The sequence below is a fragment of the Bacillus sp. ISL-34 genome, from assembly GCF_018613325.1.
GTDB lineage: Bacteria > Bacillota > Bacilli > Bacillales > DSM-1321 > Peribacillus.
On sequence record NZ_JAGGQJ010000035.1, the window covers coordinates 49,695 to 65,275 of the forward strand.

Sequence of the window (15,581 nt, forward strand, 5' to 3'; positions counted from 1 at the left end):
CGCAAAAAAAGACAAAACTTCTTAAATTGCGATAAAGCTTCACCCACCAGCAGACAGGATATGACGGAAATTTCTAACCATAAAACGCTTATAATGATCAGGTAGAATTCATATGAAGCAAGCTCCGAAAAAATGATTCGAAAGTTCCAAATTAATCCGGCCGCTTCCCTTTAATGAAAGCACAATATTTTTAATGACCTCAATTGTGGTTTCAAGATAATAATGATGGAACAAAAAAAAGGAATCCAATAAAGGATTCCCCAGACTGTAGATGAACTCAAAGAAAAGCCTGTTTACCTACAAATTTTTTCTTTATAACCGTTTCAGTAGATTTCAGAAAGCCGCTCCCTTTCCGCCGATTGTCTGCCAAGCCTCATCAAAGCAAGCATCCGGCGGTTTCTCTGCCAGCCAGTTATTCGGCAGGAGTGTCCCAACTTTCTTCTACTCAAAAGGCAAATAAATATGAAAGCTCGTCCCTTTTCCCACTTCGCTTTCCACTTCTATATAGCCATTGTGTTCTTCAATGATTTTATAGCTGACCATGAGCCCGAGTCCAGTTCCCCTATCCTTCGTCGTATAAAAAGGCTCACCCAATTTTTTTAGCATTTCCGTTGAAATCCCCATGCCTTTATCGGTAATTGAAATGCAGCCGTATTTCTCTGAAAACCGGCTTGTTTTAATTTGAACAGATCCGCCATCCGGCATGACTTCCAAAGCATTTTTGATGATGTTAATGAACACTTGCTTTAACTGGTTCGCTTCACATAAAACCTTAAATTCATCTTCTTCAAAGTCTGTCTCGAATTGAATATTTTCCAACAGTGCCTGAGCGGCCAGTAATTCTAGTGTCTCTCTCAATATGGTATGAACATCCTGTTTGAAAATTTTTAGCGCCTGCGGCTTTGCCAGTACCAAAAATTCCGTGATAATCGTTTCGATTCGCTTAATTTCGGATGTAATCACATGAAAATATGTGGAAAACTCCCCCTTAACACCATCCTCAAGCAACTGGATAAAACCTTTTAAGGCTGTCATTGGATTCCTGATTTCGTGAGCAATTCCGGCCGCCAGTTCACCAACGACATTCAAAGTATCCGATTTCCTGATCTGTTCCTGCATTTCGAGATTTTTACTCACATCTCGGAAAATGCTTAAATTCAGGTTCGAATATAAATTTTTCCTTGTCAAAAATTCAATATGCTTAACTCTTCCATCTTCGAATGTTATTGGAATGATGGATGAGTAGACCTCATGCTTATAAACATTTTCAATGTGAGCGTTCAAGACAGGAGCATTTTCAGGGATTTTTTTAATGAATCCCTTAACGGATAACGAAAGCAGTTTGTGCTTTGAGATCTCCAATATTTTTTGTCCCGCTTCATTAATATCCGTGAACCCTTCATGATTCCATAAAATCAAGCCGTCTAATGTTCCCTCAAAAATCTTCCTGAACTTCTTCTCACTATCCCTTAATTCCTTCTCAATCAGCCAGCGCTCACTGACATTTCGAAATATCGTTACGTTATACCCGTCACCTTCATGTTTTTTGGCAGTCAATTCAAGCAATTTAATTTGGTTATTAGGCATTTTATAAATCAGCTCACCCCGAACTTGGGTGTCTCTTTCAAACGTTTCCATCATCTGACCAAAATGATGATTATTGCTGTACACGTATTTCCAGATATAACTGCCTATCAAATCCTCCCTGCTGGATTCGAATATTTTACATGCTGAATGATTGACCCGAAAAATGATTCCATCATCATTCCAGAATATGATTGCATCCATGGACTGGTCGAATAATTCCGCAAAAATCCGTTCGCTCGTCTCTAACTTTTTTTCTATTATATTTGATTCTGTAATTCTTCGAAGCACCGACATATATAATTCATTTCCTACCGTTGAACTTATGGAAAAAGTAAAATGATGCAGTTCATCCCCAACCTTTATCTCTACCTCCCCTTTGAAGTTCGACTCATCAAAGGCTTTTTGTATGCTCTCATCCCAATACCCCCGATAATCAGGGGATATGAGGTCCCTCATATTCTTACCGACAATCTCTTTTTTCGGGATGCCCATGACATGGATAAAGGCATGGTTCACTTCCATGATTATTCCTGAACTGTCGAATAGAACGATGCTTTCTGTGGCTGTATCAAAAATGTCCAAAAACATCTGCCTTGACATCCTTGTTTCCCTTGACGAAGAAACATCCAATGTCACATCCCCCAAACGATAGAACTGCTGTCCTTCGGAAAGATCGCCTATACGTATAAACTCTATTTGCTTAAGGGCTCCTGTATGAAGCTGGATAATTTGCCTTTCAGATTCATTCGAGGTTTTTAGGGAACTTGACACTTCCTGATCATTTAAAGGGATGACATCGAGAAAATCAGTTATCTTCATGGACTCCAGCTGATCTTTCGATGATTCCAGCAGGGCACAAGCGGCATCATTGGCATAAGTGATTTTCAGTTCCTCATCAACCCTAATATAAGGCTCTGACATTGAATTGAAAATATTCAAAAACCCTTCGATCTGTTTATTCAATTTTAAAATTTCCTGTTTATATCCCGTTTCATTCTCATAACCGATATTCATATTAACCCCCCTCATCAAAACCCCTGCTTACCAAACTTTATTCGACATCCATCTTGATTTTCCTCGGTATTTTCGAAAATCGGCGCAAACATCCAATCCCAAAATTATCCTACAAATCAAATGATAGTATATTGAATCCTATAAAACTTAGCGTTAAGCTTAATTTAAGATTTTTATAATAAATTTAATAAATATTGATTTCGTACAAGGTATTTAGGGTATAAGAAATAACAATGCTTTCTTTCTAGCTACCTTAAAAATTTATTAAATGGAGGCAACAATGAAACAACGTGATTTTTTCTTCGATAACGCCAAGTTCATTCTTATGGCTTTTGTCGTCTTTGGGCATTTGCTGAATACGTATATACATGACAGTGAAACGATTTATGCTTTATATAAAACCATTTATTCCTTTCACATGCCTGCCTTTATCCTTGTTTCAGGCTTCTTTGCGAAAGGTTTTTATCAAAAAGGGTATTTAGGTAAAATTACTAAAAAACTGATTTTACCCTACATCATTTTCCAATTGATATATACCGTTTACTATTATTTCTTATATGAACGTTCTGCCATCACTGTAGACCTGCTTGATCCCCAATGGTCGCTGTGGTTCTTGATCAGTTTATTCTGCTGGAACATCATGCTGCTTGGTTTCTCAAAGCTAAAGCCATCAGTAGGCATAGGTTTATCTTTTTTAATCGCATTATTGATTGGATATATTGACAATATCTCCAATTACCTTAGTCTCTCCAGGACATTCGTTTTTTTCCCGATGTTCTTGATCGGGTACCATTTAAGCAAGGACCATTTAAAAAAACTATTCACTCCCAAAGTTCGTTTGGCATCACTTAGTGTCATGTTAGTGATTTTTATAGGTTTTTATTTAAATACCGACATCAATTATAAATGGCTGCTCGGTTCGAAACCATATGCCGAACTTGAAGATGCGACAATCGTGTCCATGTTTAAACGCCTGGGATTTTATGGATTGGGCATAATTTCTGTGTTTAGCTTCCTTTCATTCATCCCACGCGGACAATATTTCTTTACGAATTGGGGTAAACAAACCCTTTATGTCTATCTGCTGCATGGTTTCTTCATTCGGTTCTTCCGTGAAAGCACCATACAGGAATACTTCAGCAATACAGAGAGCTTTATCATGCTCGCCGGTCTCTCTTTCTTGATTACCGTGTTATTATCAAGTGAAATGATCGCTACCATGGCGCAGCCGATCATCGAATTGAAGGCGACCAAAACAAAACGTTTCATGACTAAAACAAAAGAGTATATTAAACAAGCTTTTTAAATAAAACGGATGAAGCATTCCTGCTTTATCCGTTTTTTCAATCGACTTTCAAGCTGTAAAGATTCCCCAATACAATAACTCATTTTTCAAATGAAGCACGCTATGGTAAAATTACTCGTTAGTGCTTGTTGGCTTAAAAAGACATGTACACGAAAGGAGCCAGGCGTTTATTTTACGCCCTTTAACATGAATATAATAATCAGTACTCTTAATGCAAAATATATCCATACATCGCTATCCATCCGATATTTAAAAGCTTATGCCCAGCCAGATTATGATGTACAGCTGGCAGAATATACGATAAAAGATCCGATTATGAACATAGTTGGTGACCTTCATTCCAAAAAACCTGATGTCATAGGGTTCAGCTGCTATATTTGGAACATCGAGGAAACAATGAAAGTCGTGGCCATGCTGAAGAAGATCAATCCAGAATTGGTTATCATCCTGGGCGGACCTGAAGTCACCTATGATGTTGGGGAATGGCTTGATCAGATTCCCGGGGCTGATTTCATCGTAATTGGCGAAGGTGAAGTCACCTTTAAGGCACTTTTATCTGAAATTGAAGGTTCGAATGACTATAAGAAGGTCGGCGGCATTGCATATCGACAGGATGGGAAAAAAATCATCCAGCCTCAGAACGGCAAGGTTGATTTGAAATCCCTCCCTACTCCATATCGTTTGGAGGAAGACCGTGGCGACCTATCTAAACGTGTCACCTATATCGAAACTAGCCGAGGGTGCCCGTTTAGCTGCCAATTTTGCCTTTCATCGATTGAAGTGGGTGTCAGGTATTTTGATCGTGAAAAGATTAAAGAAGATATCAGGTACCTTATGGCTAATGGTGCAAAGACGATTAAGTTCGTTGACCGAACCTTCAATATCAGCCGAAGCTATGCCATGGAAATGTTTCAATTCTTAATCGATGAACATCTTCCCGGTGTGGTTTTCCAATTCGAGATCACGGCGGACATCATGCGTCCGGAAGTTATCCAGTTCTTGAACGATAATGCCCCTGCAGGATTGTTCCGCTTTGAAATAGGGGTACAATCGACGAATGATCATACGAATGATCTAGTTATGAGAAGGCAGAATTTCGAAAAACTGACAAGGACCGTAACCATGGTAAAAGAAGGGCAGAAAATTGATCAGCATTTAGACCTTATTGCCGGTTTACCAGAAGAAGATTATCATTCTTTCAGAAAGACTTTCAATGATGTTTTCGAGCTCAGACCCGAAGAGATGCAGCTTGGTTTCTTAAAGATGCTTCGTGGCACTGGCTTACGGATACGTGCCGATGAACACCAATATATATACAGCGAACATGCTCCCTATGAAATCCTGGGGAATAATGTTTTATCCTTTGATGACATTGTCCGCATCAAACAAGTTGAAGATGTCCTTGAAAAATACTGGAACGATCATAGAATGGATCATACCACGGAATATCTTGTCAAAACGGTATTTCAATCACCATTCGACTTCTTCCAAGATTTCGGTACCTATTGGGATGAACAAGGGTGGTCACGAATCGGACATCAGCTTGAAGACTTGTTCAGACGTTTACAGCAGTTTTTGGCTTCCCGGGAATCTGCCGAACTGAAAAACATTACCGGACTCATGAAATTGGATTATTTCATGAATCAAAAATACAAACCACGTAAACCCTGGTGGGAAGCTTCATTAGATAAAAATGGGCGGAAAGAGATATATGAAGATATTCTGAATAAGCCTGAACAGCTTGGTTCCTCTTTCACAGCTTTGGCTCTTAATGAAAAAGAAATACACAAACACACATTACTCGAGGCACTTCCCTTTGATTTGGAAACGTATTTAGCCGAGGGAACAATCGTCGATAAACCATCGATCATGCTTGCCTATTTTGATCCGAGTGGTAAGGGATCAACGATTTTCCCTCTCTCAAAATCTGGCAGCATCATGCTTTAAGAATAAGGACGGACCCAAGATTGGGTCCGTCCTTATTTACTTATTTACTTATCACTTTCACGTTTTTTATTTTCTTTTGCCAATATTTCATAAATTTTGGTTGCGTTCATATCGCCGCTGAATTCAATTCCAAATTCAGTTCGTACATGCTCTCCCATCTTGTCCTCGCTGTTCCATTTTTCTTTATCCATTAACTTCTTCCTTTTCTGCCTTGCTTTGAATTGCGGTTGGCACCTTTCATTGCGTTTTCCTCCATTGCGAACTCATTGGAAAATTCATTTTCAGCTTGGTTTCTTTTTGGTGTTTTGCTTGCTTTAACAGCACCATCCACATTGGCTTTCCGTTTCATTTTCATCCACCCTTTTTAATATAGTTTACATTTTTAGAATGGGGTAAAAATGCCGGAAATTATTCAGGGATAATATAGGGACAGACGAGAAAAATAACCGTAAAGACGGAAAGGGAGACACTATATGAAAAAGAAATTGGATTCACCAGTCATCGACGATACACAACCACACCAAATTAACGCACCAAGCTTTAAAGGAACGGGCATAAAACCACAGGCTCCATTCGTGAATGATTATGGAGTCGTCATCGGCGACAGTAAATATGCATCCGAAAACTCACCACTCGAAAATTGGAGTGAAGATACAGACCCGGAAATCATGGCTGGAGATGAATGGATACACCCCACCAATGATATAGGCTGGAATTCTACTGAGAACCGTGAACTGTTAGAGGCTAAAAGAGCGCCGCAGCCGCCTTTCATGCATCCCGATAAAGATGTTAGCACTGATACGGATTGAGTCGTTCCAGAAGGTCAAAAATCCCATTATCATTCAAGGGGTGCATGACACCCCTTCTTCTCATTTAACCTGCAAAATCAACTTCCCTTTCGTTTGACGGGCGTTCATTTCCTCATGGACGGCTGCTGCCTTTTCAATCGGATAGATGCCGCCGATGGTTAGCTTAAGCTCCCCAGACTCGACGTATGCAAAAAGGGCTTGAATGCTAGGCAACAGTAACTCTGGGCGTTTCATGATCTGTGGCAGGAAAAAACCTACGACGGATTGATTGCGCCTCATTAATTGCTGCGGGTTCATCGTGTAAGGCTTACGACTGGCATTACCAAAAACAACAAGACGTCCAAATGGTGCCAAACATTTCAATGTTTTATTGAAAATATCCCCTCCAGCCATTTCAAGCGCCACGTCGACTCCCTTTCCTCCAGTGACCTCTCGTACTTCCATTTCCCATCCTTCTTTCGTGTAATCGATGAGTTCATCTGCCCCCATCTCTTTAGCCAGTTCCAACTTTTCCACTGTGCTGGCGGTGGCAATCACTTTTCCAGCCCCGAAGATTTTGGCTAGCTGGACTGCAATCGTTCCCACTCCACCTGCAGCAGCATGGACCAATACCGTATCCCCCTGTTGCATGCGTCCCATTGTCTTTAATATATGATAGGCGCTCAGACCTTGAAGGGGCAGGGCAACAGCTTCATGGAACTGAATGGAATCAGGAAGCGGAATGGCCGAGAATTCATCAGAGAGGGCATATTCTGAATATCCACCTGATTCAATTAAACTCACGACCCTTGTACCAGGTTTGATTTTAGTCACCTTTCCGCCAACTTCCACCACAACGCCAGCCACTTCCGCACCTGGGATGAACGGAAGCGGCGTAGGTACTACATATTGCCCTTCCCTTCTGGCTGTATCTGCATAATTGACGCCGACACAATCGATTTCAATCAGAACTTCATGCCCAGTTGGCACGGGTCTTTCCATTTCAGTCAATTTCAGTACTTCCGGTCCGCCGTATTCTTCAAAATGAATGGCTCTCATCTTTATCCCTCCCTTATTAATTTCCTGTAAATTCCGGTTTTCTCTTCTCTTTGAATGCTGCAACTCCCTCCAGATGATCTTCTGTGGAAGCCATCAAGGTTTGCGTGATGCGCTCCTGTTCTAGTATTTCATCAAGTGTAGCCGTAAATGAATGGCTAACGAGCTTTTTCATCATCCCATAAGCCTTTGTCGGTCCATTTGCCAGCTTTTCCGCAAGTTTCAATGATTCTTCTTCAAGTTGATGGAGTGGATATATATAATTAATGACACCTAACTGGTATAAGCGCTCCGCAGAAATCGGTTCGGCAGAAAAGAAGAGCTGCTTTGCAAGGTGGGGCCCCACTAATTTAGGTAAAAAATAAGAACCTCCTCCATCAGAAATCAGGCCTACCTGTGAAAAACTCATGGCAAATTGACTATCATCGGAAGCCACGATTAAATCACAAGCGAGTGCCAAATTGAAACCTGCCCCTGCCGCAAATCCATGGACGGCAGCGATTACGGGAACCTCAGAAGAATCCAGAGCCATTATGCATTCGTTCATTCTGCCGACATGATCATACAATTGACCTGCAGTGGCCTTCCCCATCGACTTTACGTCTCCTCCTGCAGTGAACGACCTTCCCGCCCCTTTGATGATGACGGCCCTTATATGTGGTGTATGATTTACATCCTTAATCGCTTTCGTCAAGCTTGCAATCATATCCGGACTAAACGCATTCAGGCTTTCAGGACGATTCAAAGTCAGGATCATTACATTATCGATTACTTCTGTCAATAAGTGTTCTTTTAACATTTACCCATCCCCTTTTCTATTTGATCAACCAGCCGCCATCCACCAATAAATCCGTCCCAGTCATATAGGAAGCCTCCGGGGAAGCAGCAAAGGTAATGACATTACTTATTTCCTCCGCTCTTCCCACTCTTTCAAGTGCCGTGTTCCGTTGAATGGACTTTACGAATTTTTCATTCTGCAATCCATCCTCCGTTAATGGCGTTTCAATGAATCCAGGTGATACGGAATTGACCCGAATGCCGACTGCAGCTAGTTCCAATGCCAATGATTTCGTTAAACTGATGACACCTGCTTTAGCAGAGCTGTAATGCGGGATGAATGCGCCTGCCTGATGTCCTGAAAGTGAAGCCACATTCACGATTGCCCGATTGGTGGAGCCATCATTTCCACTGCCCGCTCCTTCTTCCATCACTTTTCCCAAGTACTTGGAAACAAGAAAGACACTTTTCAAATTGACATGTTGAATCATATCCCAATCAGCTTCAGATGTATCCAAGAGCTTCGAGGACTTTGATCCACCTGCGTTATTGATTAAAATGTGAAGGTCACGATATTGTTCCTTCACATACATGGCCAGCTGTATTACATCTTCCTCTACGGTAACATCTGCGGGGAAAATGTCGGCTACGGGAATCGTATGCCTGGCATTGATTTCTGCAGCTGCTTCCTCCAGCTTTCCCTTCGTCCGCCCTACCAATAACACTTTTGCCCCTTCGTCCGATAAGCGCATCGCTGTAGCTTTCCCAATACCGGAGCCTGCACCTGTCACCACCGCTATTGATTGTGAAAATCTCATCCCCTTCACTCCTTATCTGGATTTTGAACTACGTTTCCTGCCTTTTCAATTCAGCTTCGATCCTTCCATCCACCAACTCTGGGACAAGATCAAACGAACCTTTTTGCGCCGCCAATTCCAAATCGGCGATCAAACTATGTTTGTCAAACAGCTGTCCGACATACGATGATTTCAGGATATCAAAGGCATTTTCGCTATTCGTGCGATAAAGCGCATTGGCAGCCTTTGCTGCATCGTTGAGTATGAACGAGCCTCGCGATCCAGCAATCAGGCAATCTATCAAATGGCCTGCACCGTAAAAGTCTTCCAGACTGAATTCACCTGAGTTTCCCGAACAAACGATGATGATCGTTTCTGTTTTATGATGTTTTTTTATTTTTTCCGCAACAGACGGATTATTCAACAAAGAAGCGATATAAACCTTTTTGGCAGCGGCTGAATTTCTCAACGCAACCGTTCCATTAGTCGTGGACAATATTAATGTTTTGCCGCGTACCAACTTACTCAATAGCGTGGGACTTGGATACATTAAATCATCAACCGGCTTAGCTTTTAGTTCCCCTGCCACTACAAAACCCCCATGGTCCAATTCCTGGCTTTTCACCATGGCCTCCACCGGATCCATGACAGGTATCACCTGGCGTGCTCCCTCATGAAGTGCTGAAATAATCGTTGTGGTCGCTAATAACACATCCAGTATGACCGCAACTTTCTCCCCTTCTTGAAGCTTTTCCCCATCTATCTCTTCTTTTTTTAGCAGCAAATGAATGTTTTGTATATTTTCCATTTTATTAAACTTCCTTCGCAGCTACATTTGCTGCGTGGGTGAGTAAGCTTTTAACCGTTTTTCCGAGATTGGAAAAACGGGGATCATTAGTCTGGCCTTTTTTATATCGATAATAGATTTGCTGAAGAATGACGGCCAACTTAAAGTAACCAAATGTTAAATAAAAATCGACGTTGGAAACATCCCTGCCGCTTCTTGCTGCATACAGCTCGATAAATTCCCTTCTTGTCAGGAAACCAGTTAAAGTCGTGACGGACGCTTGACCCACACCGATTTTGATAAGTTCCGGATCACCGCTTTCCGTCCAGTAGCTTAAAGCCACTCCTAGATCGGCTAACGGATCACCAACGGTGGACATTTCCCAATCAAATAAACCAACCATCTCTGTAAGGTCGTGGTTAAACATGGCATTATTGATTTTATAGTCATAATGGATAATAGAAGTCTGGCTATGTTTCGGGATATTCTGTTGAAAATAATCGATAAGCGGTCGAATTTCCTTGATTTCATCTGTTTTTGCTCTCTCATAGCGGGAAATCCATCCGCGCACTTGTCTTTCAATGAACCCTTCAGGTTTGGAAATTTCCACCAACCCAGTTTTCTCATGGGGAATCGAGTGAAGATCAGCAAGCCGATTGACCATGACATGTGAAAGCTGTCGGCACTTTTCCACAGTTGGCTCGATTTCCTTGGGAAATTCGGTATCTATTACAATTCCATGTTTCCTTTCCATCAGGAAAAATGGGGCCCCCGCAATCGATTCGTCATCCGAGAACAGAATAGGCTCGGGAGCCGCTTGGAAATATGGGTGGATTGAGGAAAGGATATGATGTTCACGCTTCATATCATGTGCCTTTGGAGCAACAGGACCAAGCGGAGGCCTTCTGAGAACAGCCTCCCACTCGCCCATTTTCAGCTGATAGGTCAAATTGGAATAGCCCGTTGAAAACTGTTGCAATTCTAACGGTTCATTTGGAAGGTCCAATATATTTTTTCTTAGGAAATCTTCTAATCCAACAACATTCAGTTCCTCGCCGGGCCGAACAGGAATCGTATCGTCAACCATGTTCTTCCACTCCTTTAGACTTTTGTCATTCTAATTTTGAACAAGATGTGAAATGAGCTTTTCTTTAATCATTTCAGGGATAGGCTCACTTTTTTGATTCAAAAAATTAAAACAGACTAAAACAGCACTTCCCTTAGCAATGACTTCCCCAGTTTGTGAGCAGAGGATATCGTGGACCATTTCACAACTTTTCGTACCTACCTTTTTTATAGATGAACGAATGGTCAAGATTTGATTGAAATATCCCTGAGCAATAAAGTCGCATTTAGTGGAAGCTAACAAAAAGTTCCATGATTCAACTTTCGTCGCTAGGCCCAAAGCTTCAAAAAATTTCATGCGTGCTTCTTCGAGGTAAATAAAATAGCTTGTGTTATTGATGTGACCCAAAGCATCCGTTTCGGAAAATCGGACGTTAACTTCAAATTCATGCATAAAATCCCTCCTTGATTAACGATGTACAAAAGCAGGCTTACGTTTATCCAAGAAAGCGGAAACCCCTTCTTTAACATCCTCAGTTTGGAAGATTTCTTCAAAAAGATCCGTTTCAATCTCTAGACCTTGTTCAAGCGTGGCTTCACTTCCTTCATTAATCGCCTTCTTGATTCTCGAAAGTGCCTGAAGTGAGTGCCTTGTCATTCGTGATGCCAAGATTTTCGCTTCCGATAAGCCGCAGCCTTGCTCGACGACTTTATTGACAAGCCCGATCTTTTCCGCTTCTATGGCACCTAGCGGATCACCGGTAAATATAATCTCTTTTGCCTTTGCGTTTCCGACAAGTCTGGACAAACGCTGTGTACCGCCAGCTCCAGGAAATAAGCCTAATTTCACTTCAGGCAGACCAATTTGAACCTGTGTTTCAGCCACTCGCAAATCACAGGCCAGAGCCAGTTCACATCCGCCGCCCAAAGTCAGGCCGTTTAATACAGCTATTGTAGGTTTAGGAAACTGGTCGATTTTGGTCAGGACGGCATGACCTTCCTTTACCATTTCTTTCATATTCGGGTTCCCCATCATGCTAGGGAATTCTTTTATATCAGCACCTGCCGCAAATGCGATATTGCCTGCACCTGTTATGAGTACCGCAACAGTTTCAGTATCTTTTGAAAGTTCATCGAATGTTTCTCCCAATTCTCTGAATACTTGTTTACTGATTACGTTTAATGGAGGATTATCTATGGTGATGACCGCAAGCTTATTTTCCTTAACCACTCTAATTAATTTTGTCATCGATTCTTCACTCCTTGATTTGGATAATCATACCAGCCTTTTCCTGTTTTCCTTCCTAAATGTCCTTTATTCACCTTTTCTTCTATACAAGCATTTGGCTTGTCTTCTGGATTTCCCGTTTCATTGTATCGCTGCTGCATGACAAAATATCCAACATCAATGCCTGATAGATCCATCAGTTCAAAAGGGCCGATGGGATGGCCTAAAGCTTTCCTGCAAATTAAATCGATATCCTTATAATCCACAATTCCTTCTTCATACAAATATAAGGCCTCACGCTGCAACGCTCCCAAAATTCGATTGGCTACGAATCCCGATATCTCTTTCCTCAACAAAACTCCTGTCCTATTCATTTTCTCTGTGACTTCCATCGCAAGCTTGGCTGTTTCTTCCGATGTTTGATCACTCATGACAACTTCAACACAATCCATCACTAGAGGCGGGAAAAAGAAATGCATATTAATGAACTTATCCGGACGATTCGTCACACTAGCAAGCAGGCTATTGACGATCGTTGAACTATTCGTTGCAAAAATGGTTTCTGCTGGGGCCAATTCTTCAAGTTTAGCGAAGACCTCCTGTTTCACATCAAGTTTTTCAACAACCGCTTCAATGATCAAATCAGCTTCGCTCGCCGCTTTCTCAAGATCGGAAGTATATTGAAGACGGCTAAAAGCAGCCAATTTACGATCTTCAGACAATTTCCCCTTTTGAACCCATTTAGTTAAAATGACGTCCAATTTTTCTTTGGCTGTATCCAACGCTTTTTCCTGAACATCCTGAAGAATCGTTTCGTAACCTCCAAGTGCAGCAAGCATCGCAATTTGATGCCCCATCTGCCCAGCCCCAATTACGGTTATTGATTGAATTTGCTTGTTGGCCATGCCTTCTATCTCCCTTCTACTAACTGGTTAGTATGTAACCTGGTCACGCTTCAATTCCCTGAAGAATCATCCCCATAAAAATGGCTGCAACTTCCTTTTCGGTTTTTTCACCTTCTGGGTCGAACCAATGATAGCTCCAATTGGCCACACCCAAAATAGCAAAAGAGATGATGGATGCATCGAGATTGGAACGCAGTTCTCCGCTCTCGATGCCACTAATCAGCACTTGCTCGATTTTATTACGGAACTCATCCCGCTTAGGAAGGATTTGTGCAAGTTTTTCGTCACTTAGATTTTTCATTTCACGGAAAAAGACCGTTGCGCTTGATTTTTTGGTTTTGATGCTTTTTAAAAGCATATATACCATATCGAAAAGCTTATCTCTACAGCTTTTCCCAGGTTCTGAAATGATGATGTCCTGCTCACTGAGCAGCTCGTCTATATAAGCTAGATGAATATCCATAAGCAACTGCTCTTTGCTCGTAAAGTAATAATAAAACGTTCCCTTCGTCACCCCGACCGATTCGACGATATCAGAAATCGACGTTTCACTAAAGCCCTTCTTTTCAAATAAGCGTATGCTATGTTCTGTCATTTTTTCTTTCATGTAAGCATCCTCGCAATCTGTTAAAATTTCAGCTGAATTGATATCATACGCTTTCGTACAATCAAAGCCTTCCTATTTCCTGGAAAGTTCTTCTCTTAAAGCTCTCCTTAAAATCTTTCCGACATTTGTTTTCGGTAACTCTTCACGAAATTCTACGAAATGCGGAACTTTATAGGCCGATAGGTTGGCACGGCAGTAATCGATGATTTCCCGTTCATTTGCCGTTTTATTATTTTTAAGTACAAGCACCGCTTTTACCGACTCCCCTCGGTAAGCATCCGGAACACCGATGACAACCGCCTCCTGGACAGCAGGATGTTCATAGAGAACTTCCTCCACATCTCGCGGATATATATTATAGCCACTTGCGATGATCAAATCTTTTTTCCTGTCGACAATATAGAGATACCCTTCTTCATCAACTTTGGCGATATCACCCGTATATAGCCAACCATCCCTAAGAGTCACCGCCGTTTCCTCCGGCATATTCCAGTAACCTTTCATCACTTGAGGTCCTTTGACGACCAATTCTCCCATTTCGCCAGTGGCCACTTCTTTTGTCCCGTCTCCCAGGTCCATCACTTTATATTCAGTCGAAGGGATGCCGATCCCGACGCTCCCCGGCTTCCTTTTTGCAAATACCGGGTTACAATGCGTTGTTGGCGAAGCTTCCGTAAGACCGTAGCCTTCCAATATCTTCGCACCTGATTTTCGTTCGAACTCACGCAGCAGTTCCACGGGCATTGGTGCACTTCCGCTGTTACAGACCTGAATTGAGCCCATTCCATATTCTTCTGCCTTTGGATGATTCGTCAACGCTACATACATGGTAGGTACACCAGGAAAAGTGGTCGGCTGTTCACGCTTAATCGTTTCCAGCACTTCTTCTATTTCAAATCGTGGCAGCATGATGGAGTCACCCGCGATATACACGGATAAATTCATTGCGGACGTCATTCCAAAAACATGAAAAAGCGGAATGACGGACAGCGTTCTTTCAGAGCCCATTTTTAATTCATGTTTGAAGAATTCATACGATTGAACGACATTGGCCAGAATATTGCTGTGAGTCAGCATCGCCCCTTTTGAACGGCCAGTCGTTCCTCCTGTATACTGAAGCACGGCTATATCATTTTCCGGATCGATTGATACGGGATTGATTTTCCCGTCTCCTGTCTTCATGAATTGGTCAAAAGAAGCATCAGGCTGGAAATCTGCATCCGAAGGCTGAAGGCTTACGGCGATGATATTTTTCAGATTTGCATGTTGCTGCACATTTTTCACTTTCGGGTATAATCCGTCCAATACCACGATGGTTTCTGCACCGGAGTCCTGCAAAATATGCTGCAGCTCCCTTTCAACCAGCATTGGGTTGATTTGGGTGATAATGGCTCCTGTTGTCAATGAACCATAATACGCAATGACGTATTGCGGACAGTTAGGCAGCATGATGGCGACACGGTCGCCTTTTTGAACACCTTTTTTTTGCAGGGCTGAAGCAAAGGCTTGCGACGCATGAAAAAGTTCCTGATAAGATATCTTTCGGTCATAAAAAGTAATAGCTGTATTGTTTGAATAGGACTGATATGCATTTTGAAGGATTCTTTGCATCGGAAACTCAGGGACTTTTATTTCCTTTGAAATTGAATCAGGATAAGCGGACAGCCATTTTTTTTCATTCATCATTTCATACCCTCCAGCCATATTTACTTACCTT

16 protein-coding genes are annotated in these 15,581 nt (G+C 41.8%); 3 read left to right on the plus strand and 13 right to left on the minus strand.

Annotation, left to right across the window (positions count from 1 at the left end; all coding sequences use genetic code 11):
* Positions 1–441: 441 nt before the first annotated feature.
* Positions 442–2,601, minus strand: coding sequence for a PAS domain-containing sensor histidine kinase (locus tag J7E52_RS22725; protein WP_214750655.1), 2,160 nt, complete (start codon positions 2,599–2,601; stop codon positions 442–444).
* A 280-nt stretch (positions 2,602–2,881) separates the two neighbouring features.
* Between J7E52_RS22725 and J7E52_RS22730 the strand changes: the two genes are divergently transcribed.
* A complete protein-coding gene (locus tag J7E52_RS22730) occupies positions 2,882–3,907 on the plus strand; it encodes an acyltransferase family protein (protein WP_214750656.1) in 1,026 nt (341 codons plus the stop codon).
* Between the two features lie 186 nt (positions 3,908–4,093).
* Positions 4,094–5,854: a B12-binding domain-containing radical SAM protein gene (locus J7E52_RS22735; protein WP_214750687.1), complete on the plus strand. Its 1,761-nt coding sequence runs from the start codon at positions 4,094–4,096 to the stop codon at positions 5,852–5,854.
* Positions 5,855–5,898: 44 nt separating this feature from the next.
* Here J7E52_RS22735 and J7E52_RS22740 read toward each other — a convergent pair whose 3' ends face one another.
* Positions 5,899–6,045 carry a hypothetical protein gene (locus J7E52_RS22740; protein ID WP_214750657.1) on the minus strand — a complete coding sequence of 49 codons (147 nt, stop codon included), beginning with the start codon at positions 6,043–6,045 and terminating at the stop codon, positions 5,899–5,901.
* Positions 6,045–6,203, minus strand: coding sequence for a hypothetical protein (locus tag J7E52_RS22745; protein WP_094246584.1), 159 nt, complete (start codon positions 6,201–6,203; stop codon positions 6,045–6,047). The genes J7E52_RS22740 and J7E52_RS22745 overlap by 1 nt, the downstream gene beginning before the upstream one ends.
* 124 nt (positions 6,204–6,327) lie before the next feature.
* Here J7E52_RS22745 and J7E52_RS22750 point away from each other — a divergent pair, with 124 nt between their 5' ends.
* Entirely contained in the window at positions 6,328–6,663 is a 336-nt protein-coding gene (locus tag J7E52_RS22750; RefSeq protein ID WP_214750658.1) for a DUF3905 domain-containing protein, read from the plus strand.
* A gap of 60 nt (positions 6,664–6,723) precedes the next feature.
* Here J7E52_RS22750 and J7E52_RS22755 read toward each other — a convergent pair whose 3' ends face one another.
* The 10 genes from J7E52_RS22755 to J7E52_RS22800 form a co-directional block, all read right to left on the minus strand.
* A complete protein-coding gene (locus J7E52_RS22755; RefSeq protein ID WP_214750659.1) occupies positions 6,724–7,701 on the minus strand; it encodes a quinone oxidoreductase family protein in 978 nt (325 codons plus the stop codon).
* Between the two features lie 16 nt (positions 7,702–7,717).
* Positions 7,718–8,497, minus strand: coding sequence for an enoyl-CoA hydratase/isomerase family protein (locus J7E52_RS22760; protein WP_214750660.1), 780 nt, complete (start codon positions 8,495–8,497; stop codon positions 7,718–7,720).
* A gap of 16 nt (positions 8,498–8,513) precedes the next feature.
* Positions 8,514–9,293 carry an SDR family NAD(P)-dependent oxidoreductase gene (locus J7E52_RS22765; protein ID WP_214750661.1) on the minus strand — a complete coding sequence of 260 codons (780 nt, stop codon included), beginning with the start codon at positions 9,291–9,293 and terminating at the stop codon, positions 8,514–8,516.
* Positions 9,294–9,321: 28 nt separating this feature from the next.
* Positions 9,322–10,080, minus strand: coding sequence for a 2-phosphosulfolactate phosphatase (locus tag J7E52_RS22770; RefSeq protein ID WP_286198031.1), 759 nt, complete (start codon positions 10,078–10,080; stop codon positions 9,322–9,324).
* A 4-nt stretch (positions 10,081–10,084) separates the two neighbouring features.
* On the minus strand, positions 10,085–11,146 hold the full coding sequence (locus J7E52_RS22775; protein ID WP_214750662.1) for a phosphotransferase family protein: 1,062 nt from the start codon (positions 11,144–11,146) through the stop codon (positions 10,085–10,087).
* Positions 11,147–11,176: 30 nt separating this feature from the next.
* The gene (locus J7E52_RS22780) at positions 11,177–11,578 is read right to left on the minus strand and encodes an acyl-CoA thioesterase (protein WP_214750663.1); all 402 of its coding nucleotides are present in this window, start codon (positions 11,576–11,578) and stop codon (positions 11,177–11,179) included.
* Between the two features lie 15 nt (positions 11,579–11,593).
* Complete coding sequence (locus J7E52_RS22785; protein WP_214750664.1) at positions 11,594–12,373, minus strand: enoyl-CoA hydratase; 780 nt, start codon at positions 12,371–12,373, stop codon at positions 11,594–11,596.
* Positions 12,370–13,257: a 3-hydroxyacyl-CoA dehydrogenase family protein gene (locus J7E52_RS22790; protein ID WP_214750665.1), complete on the minus strand. Its 888-nt coding sequence runs from the start codon at positions 13,255–13,257 to the stop codon at positions 12,370–12,372. Before J7E52_RS22790 ends, J7E52_RS22785 begins: the two co-directional genes overlap by 4 nt.
* Positions 13,258–13,300: 43 nt before the next feature.
* Entirely contained in the window at positions 13,301–13,864 is a 564-nt protein-coding gene (locus J7E52_RS22795; RefSeq protein WP_214750666.1) for a TetR/AcrR family transcriptional regulator, read from the minus strand.
* 72 nt (positions 13,865–13,936) lie between these two features.
* Positions 13,937–15,547, minus strand: a complete 1,611-nt coding sequence (locus tag J7E52_RS22800) for a long-chain-fatty-acid--CoA ligase (RefSeq protein ID WP_286198034.1) — start codon at positions 15,545–15,547, stop codon at positions 13,937–13,939.
* Positions 15,548–15,581: the final 34 nt, after the last annotated feature.

Coding starts and splice junctions, on each gene's coding strand:
- J7E52_RS22725 (WP_214750655.1), bottom strand. CDS start 2,601: ATGAATATCGGTTATGAGAATGAAACGGGATATAAACAGGAAATTTTA.
- J7E52_RS22730 (WP_214750656.1), top strand. CDS start 2,882: ATGAAACAACGTGATTTTTTCTTCGATAACGCCAAGTTCATTCTTATG.
- J7E52_RS22735 (WP_214750687.1), top strand. CDS start 4,094: ATGAATATAATAATCAGTACTCTTAATGCAAAATATATCCATACATCG.
- J7E52_RS22740 (WP_214750657.1), bottom strand. CDS start 6,045: ATGGATAAAGAAAAATGGAACAGCGAGGACAAGATGGGAGAGCATGTA.
- J7E52_RS22745 (WP_094246584.1), bottom strand. CDS start 6,203: ATGAAACGGAAAGCCAATGTGGATGGTGCTGTTAAAGCAAGCAAAACA.
- J7E52_RS22750 (WP_214750658.1), top strand. CDS start 6,328: ATGAAAAAGAAATTGGATTCACCAGTCATCGACGATACACAACCACAC.
- J7E52_RS22755 (WP_214750659.1), bottom strand. CDS start 7,701: ATGAGAGCCATTCATTTTGAAGAATACGGCGGACCGGAAGTACTGAAA.
- J7E52_RS22760 (WP_214750660.1), bottom strand. CDS start 8,497: ATGTTAAAAGAACACTTATTGACAGAAGTAATCGATAATGTAATGATC.
- J7E52_RS22765 (WP_214750661.1), bottom strand. CDS start 9,293: ATGAGATTTTCACAATCAATAGCGGTGGTGACAGGTGCAGGCTCCGGT.
- J7E52_RS22770 (WP_286198031.1), bottom strand. CDS start 10,080: ATGGAAAATATACAAAACATTCATTTGCTGCTAAAAAAAGAAGAGATA.
- J7E52_RS22775 (WP_214750662.1), bottom strand. CDS start 11,146: ATGGTTGACGATACGATTCCTGTTCGGCCCGGCGAGGAACTGAATGTT.
- J7E52_RS22780 (WP_214750663.1), bottom strand. CDS start 11,578: ATGCATGAATTTGAAGTTAACGTCCGATTTTCCGAAACGGATGCTTTG.
- J7E52_RS22785 (WP_214750664.1), bottom strand. CDS start 12,373: ATGACAAAATTAATTAGAGTGGTTAAGGAAAATAAGCTTGCGGTCATC.
- J7E52_RS22790 (WP_214750665.1), bottom strand. CDS start 13,257: ATGGCCAACAAGCAAATTCAATCAATAACCGTAATTGGGGCTGGGCAG.
- J7E52_RS22795 (WP_214750666.1), bottom strand. CDS start 13,864: ATGAAAGAAAAAATGACAGAACATAGCATACGCTTATTTGAAAAGAAG.
- J7E52_RS22800 (WP_286198034.1), bottom strand. CDS start 15,547: ATGAATGAAAAAAAATGGCTGTCCGCTTATCCTGATTCAATTTCAAAG.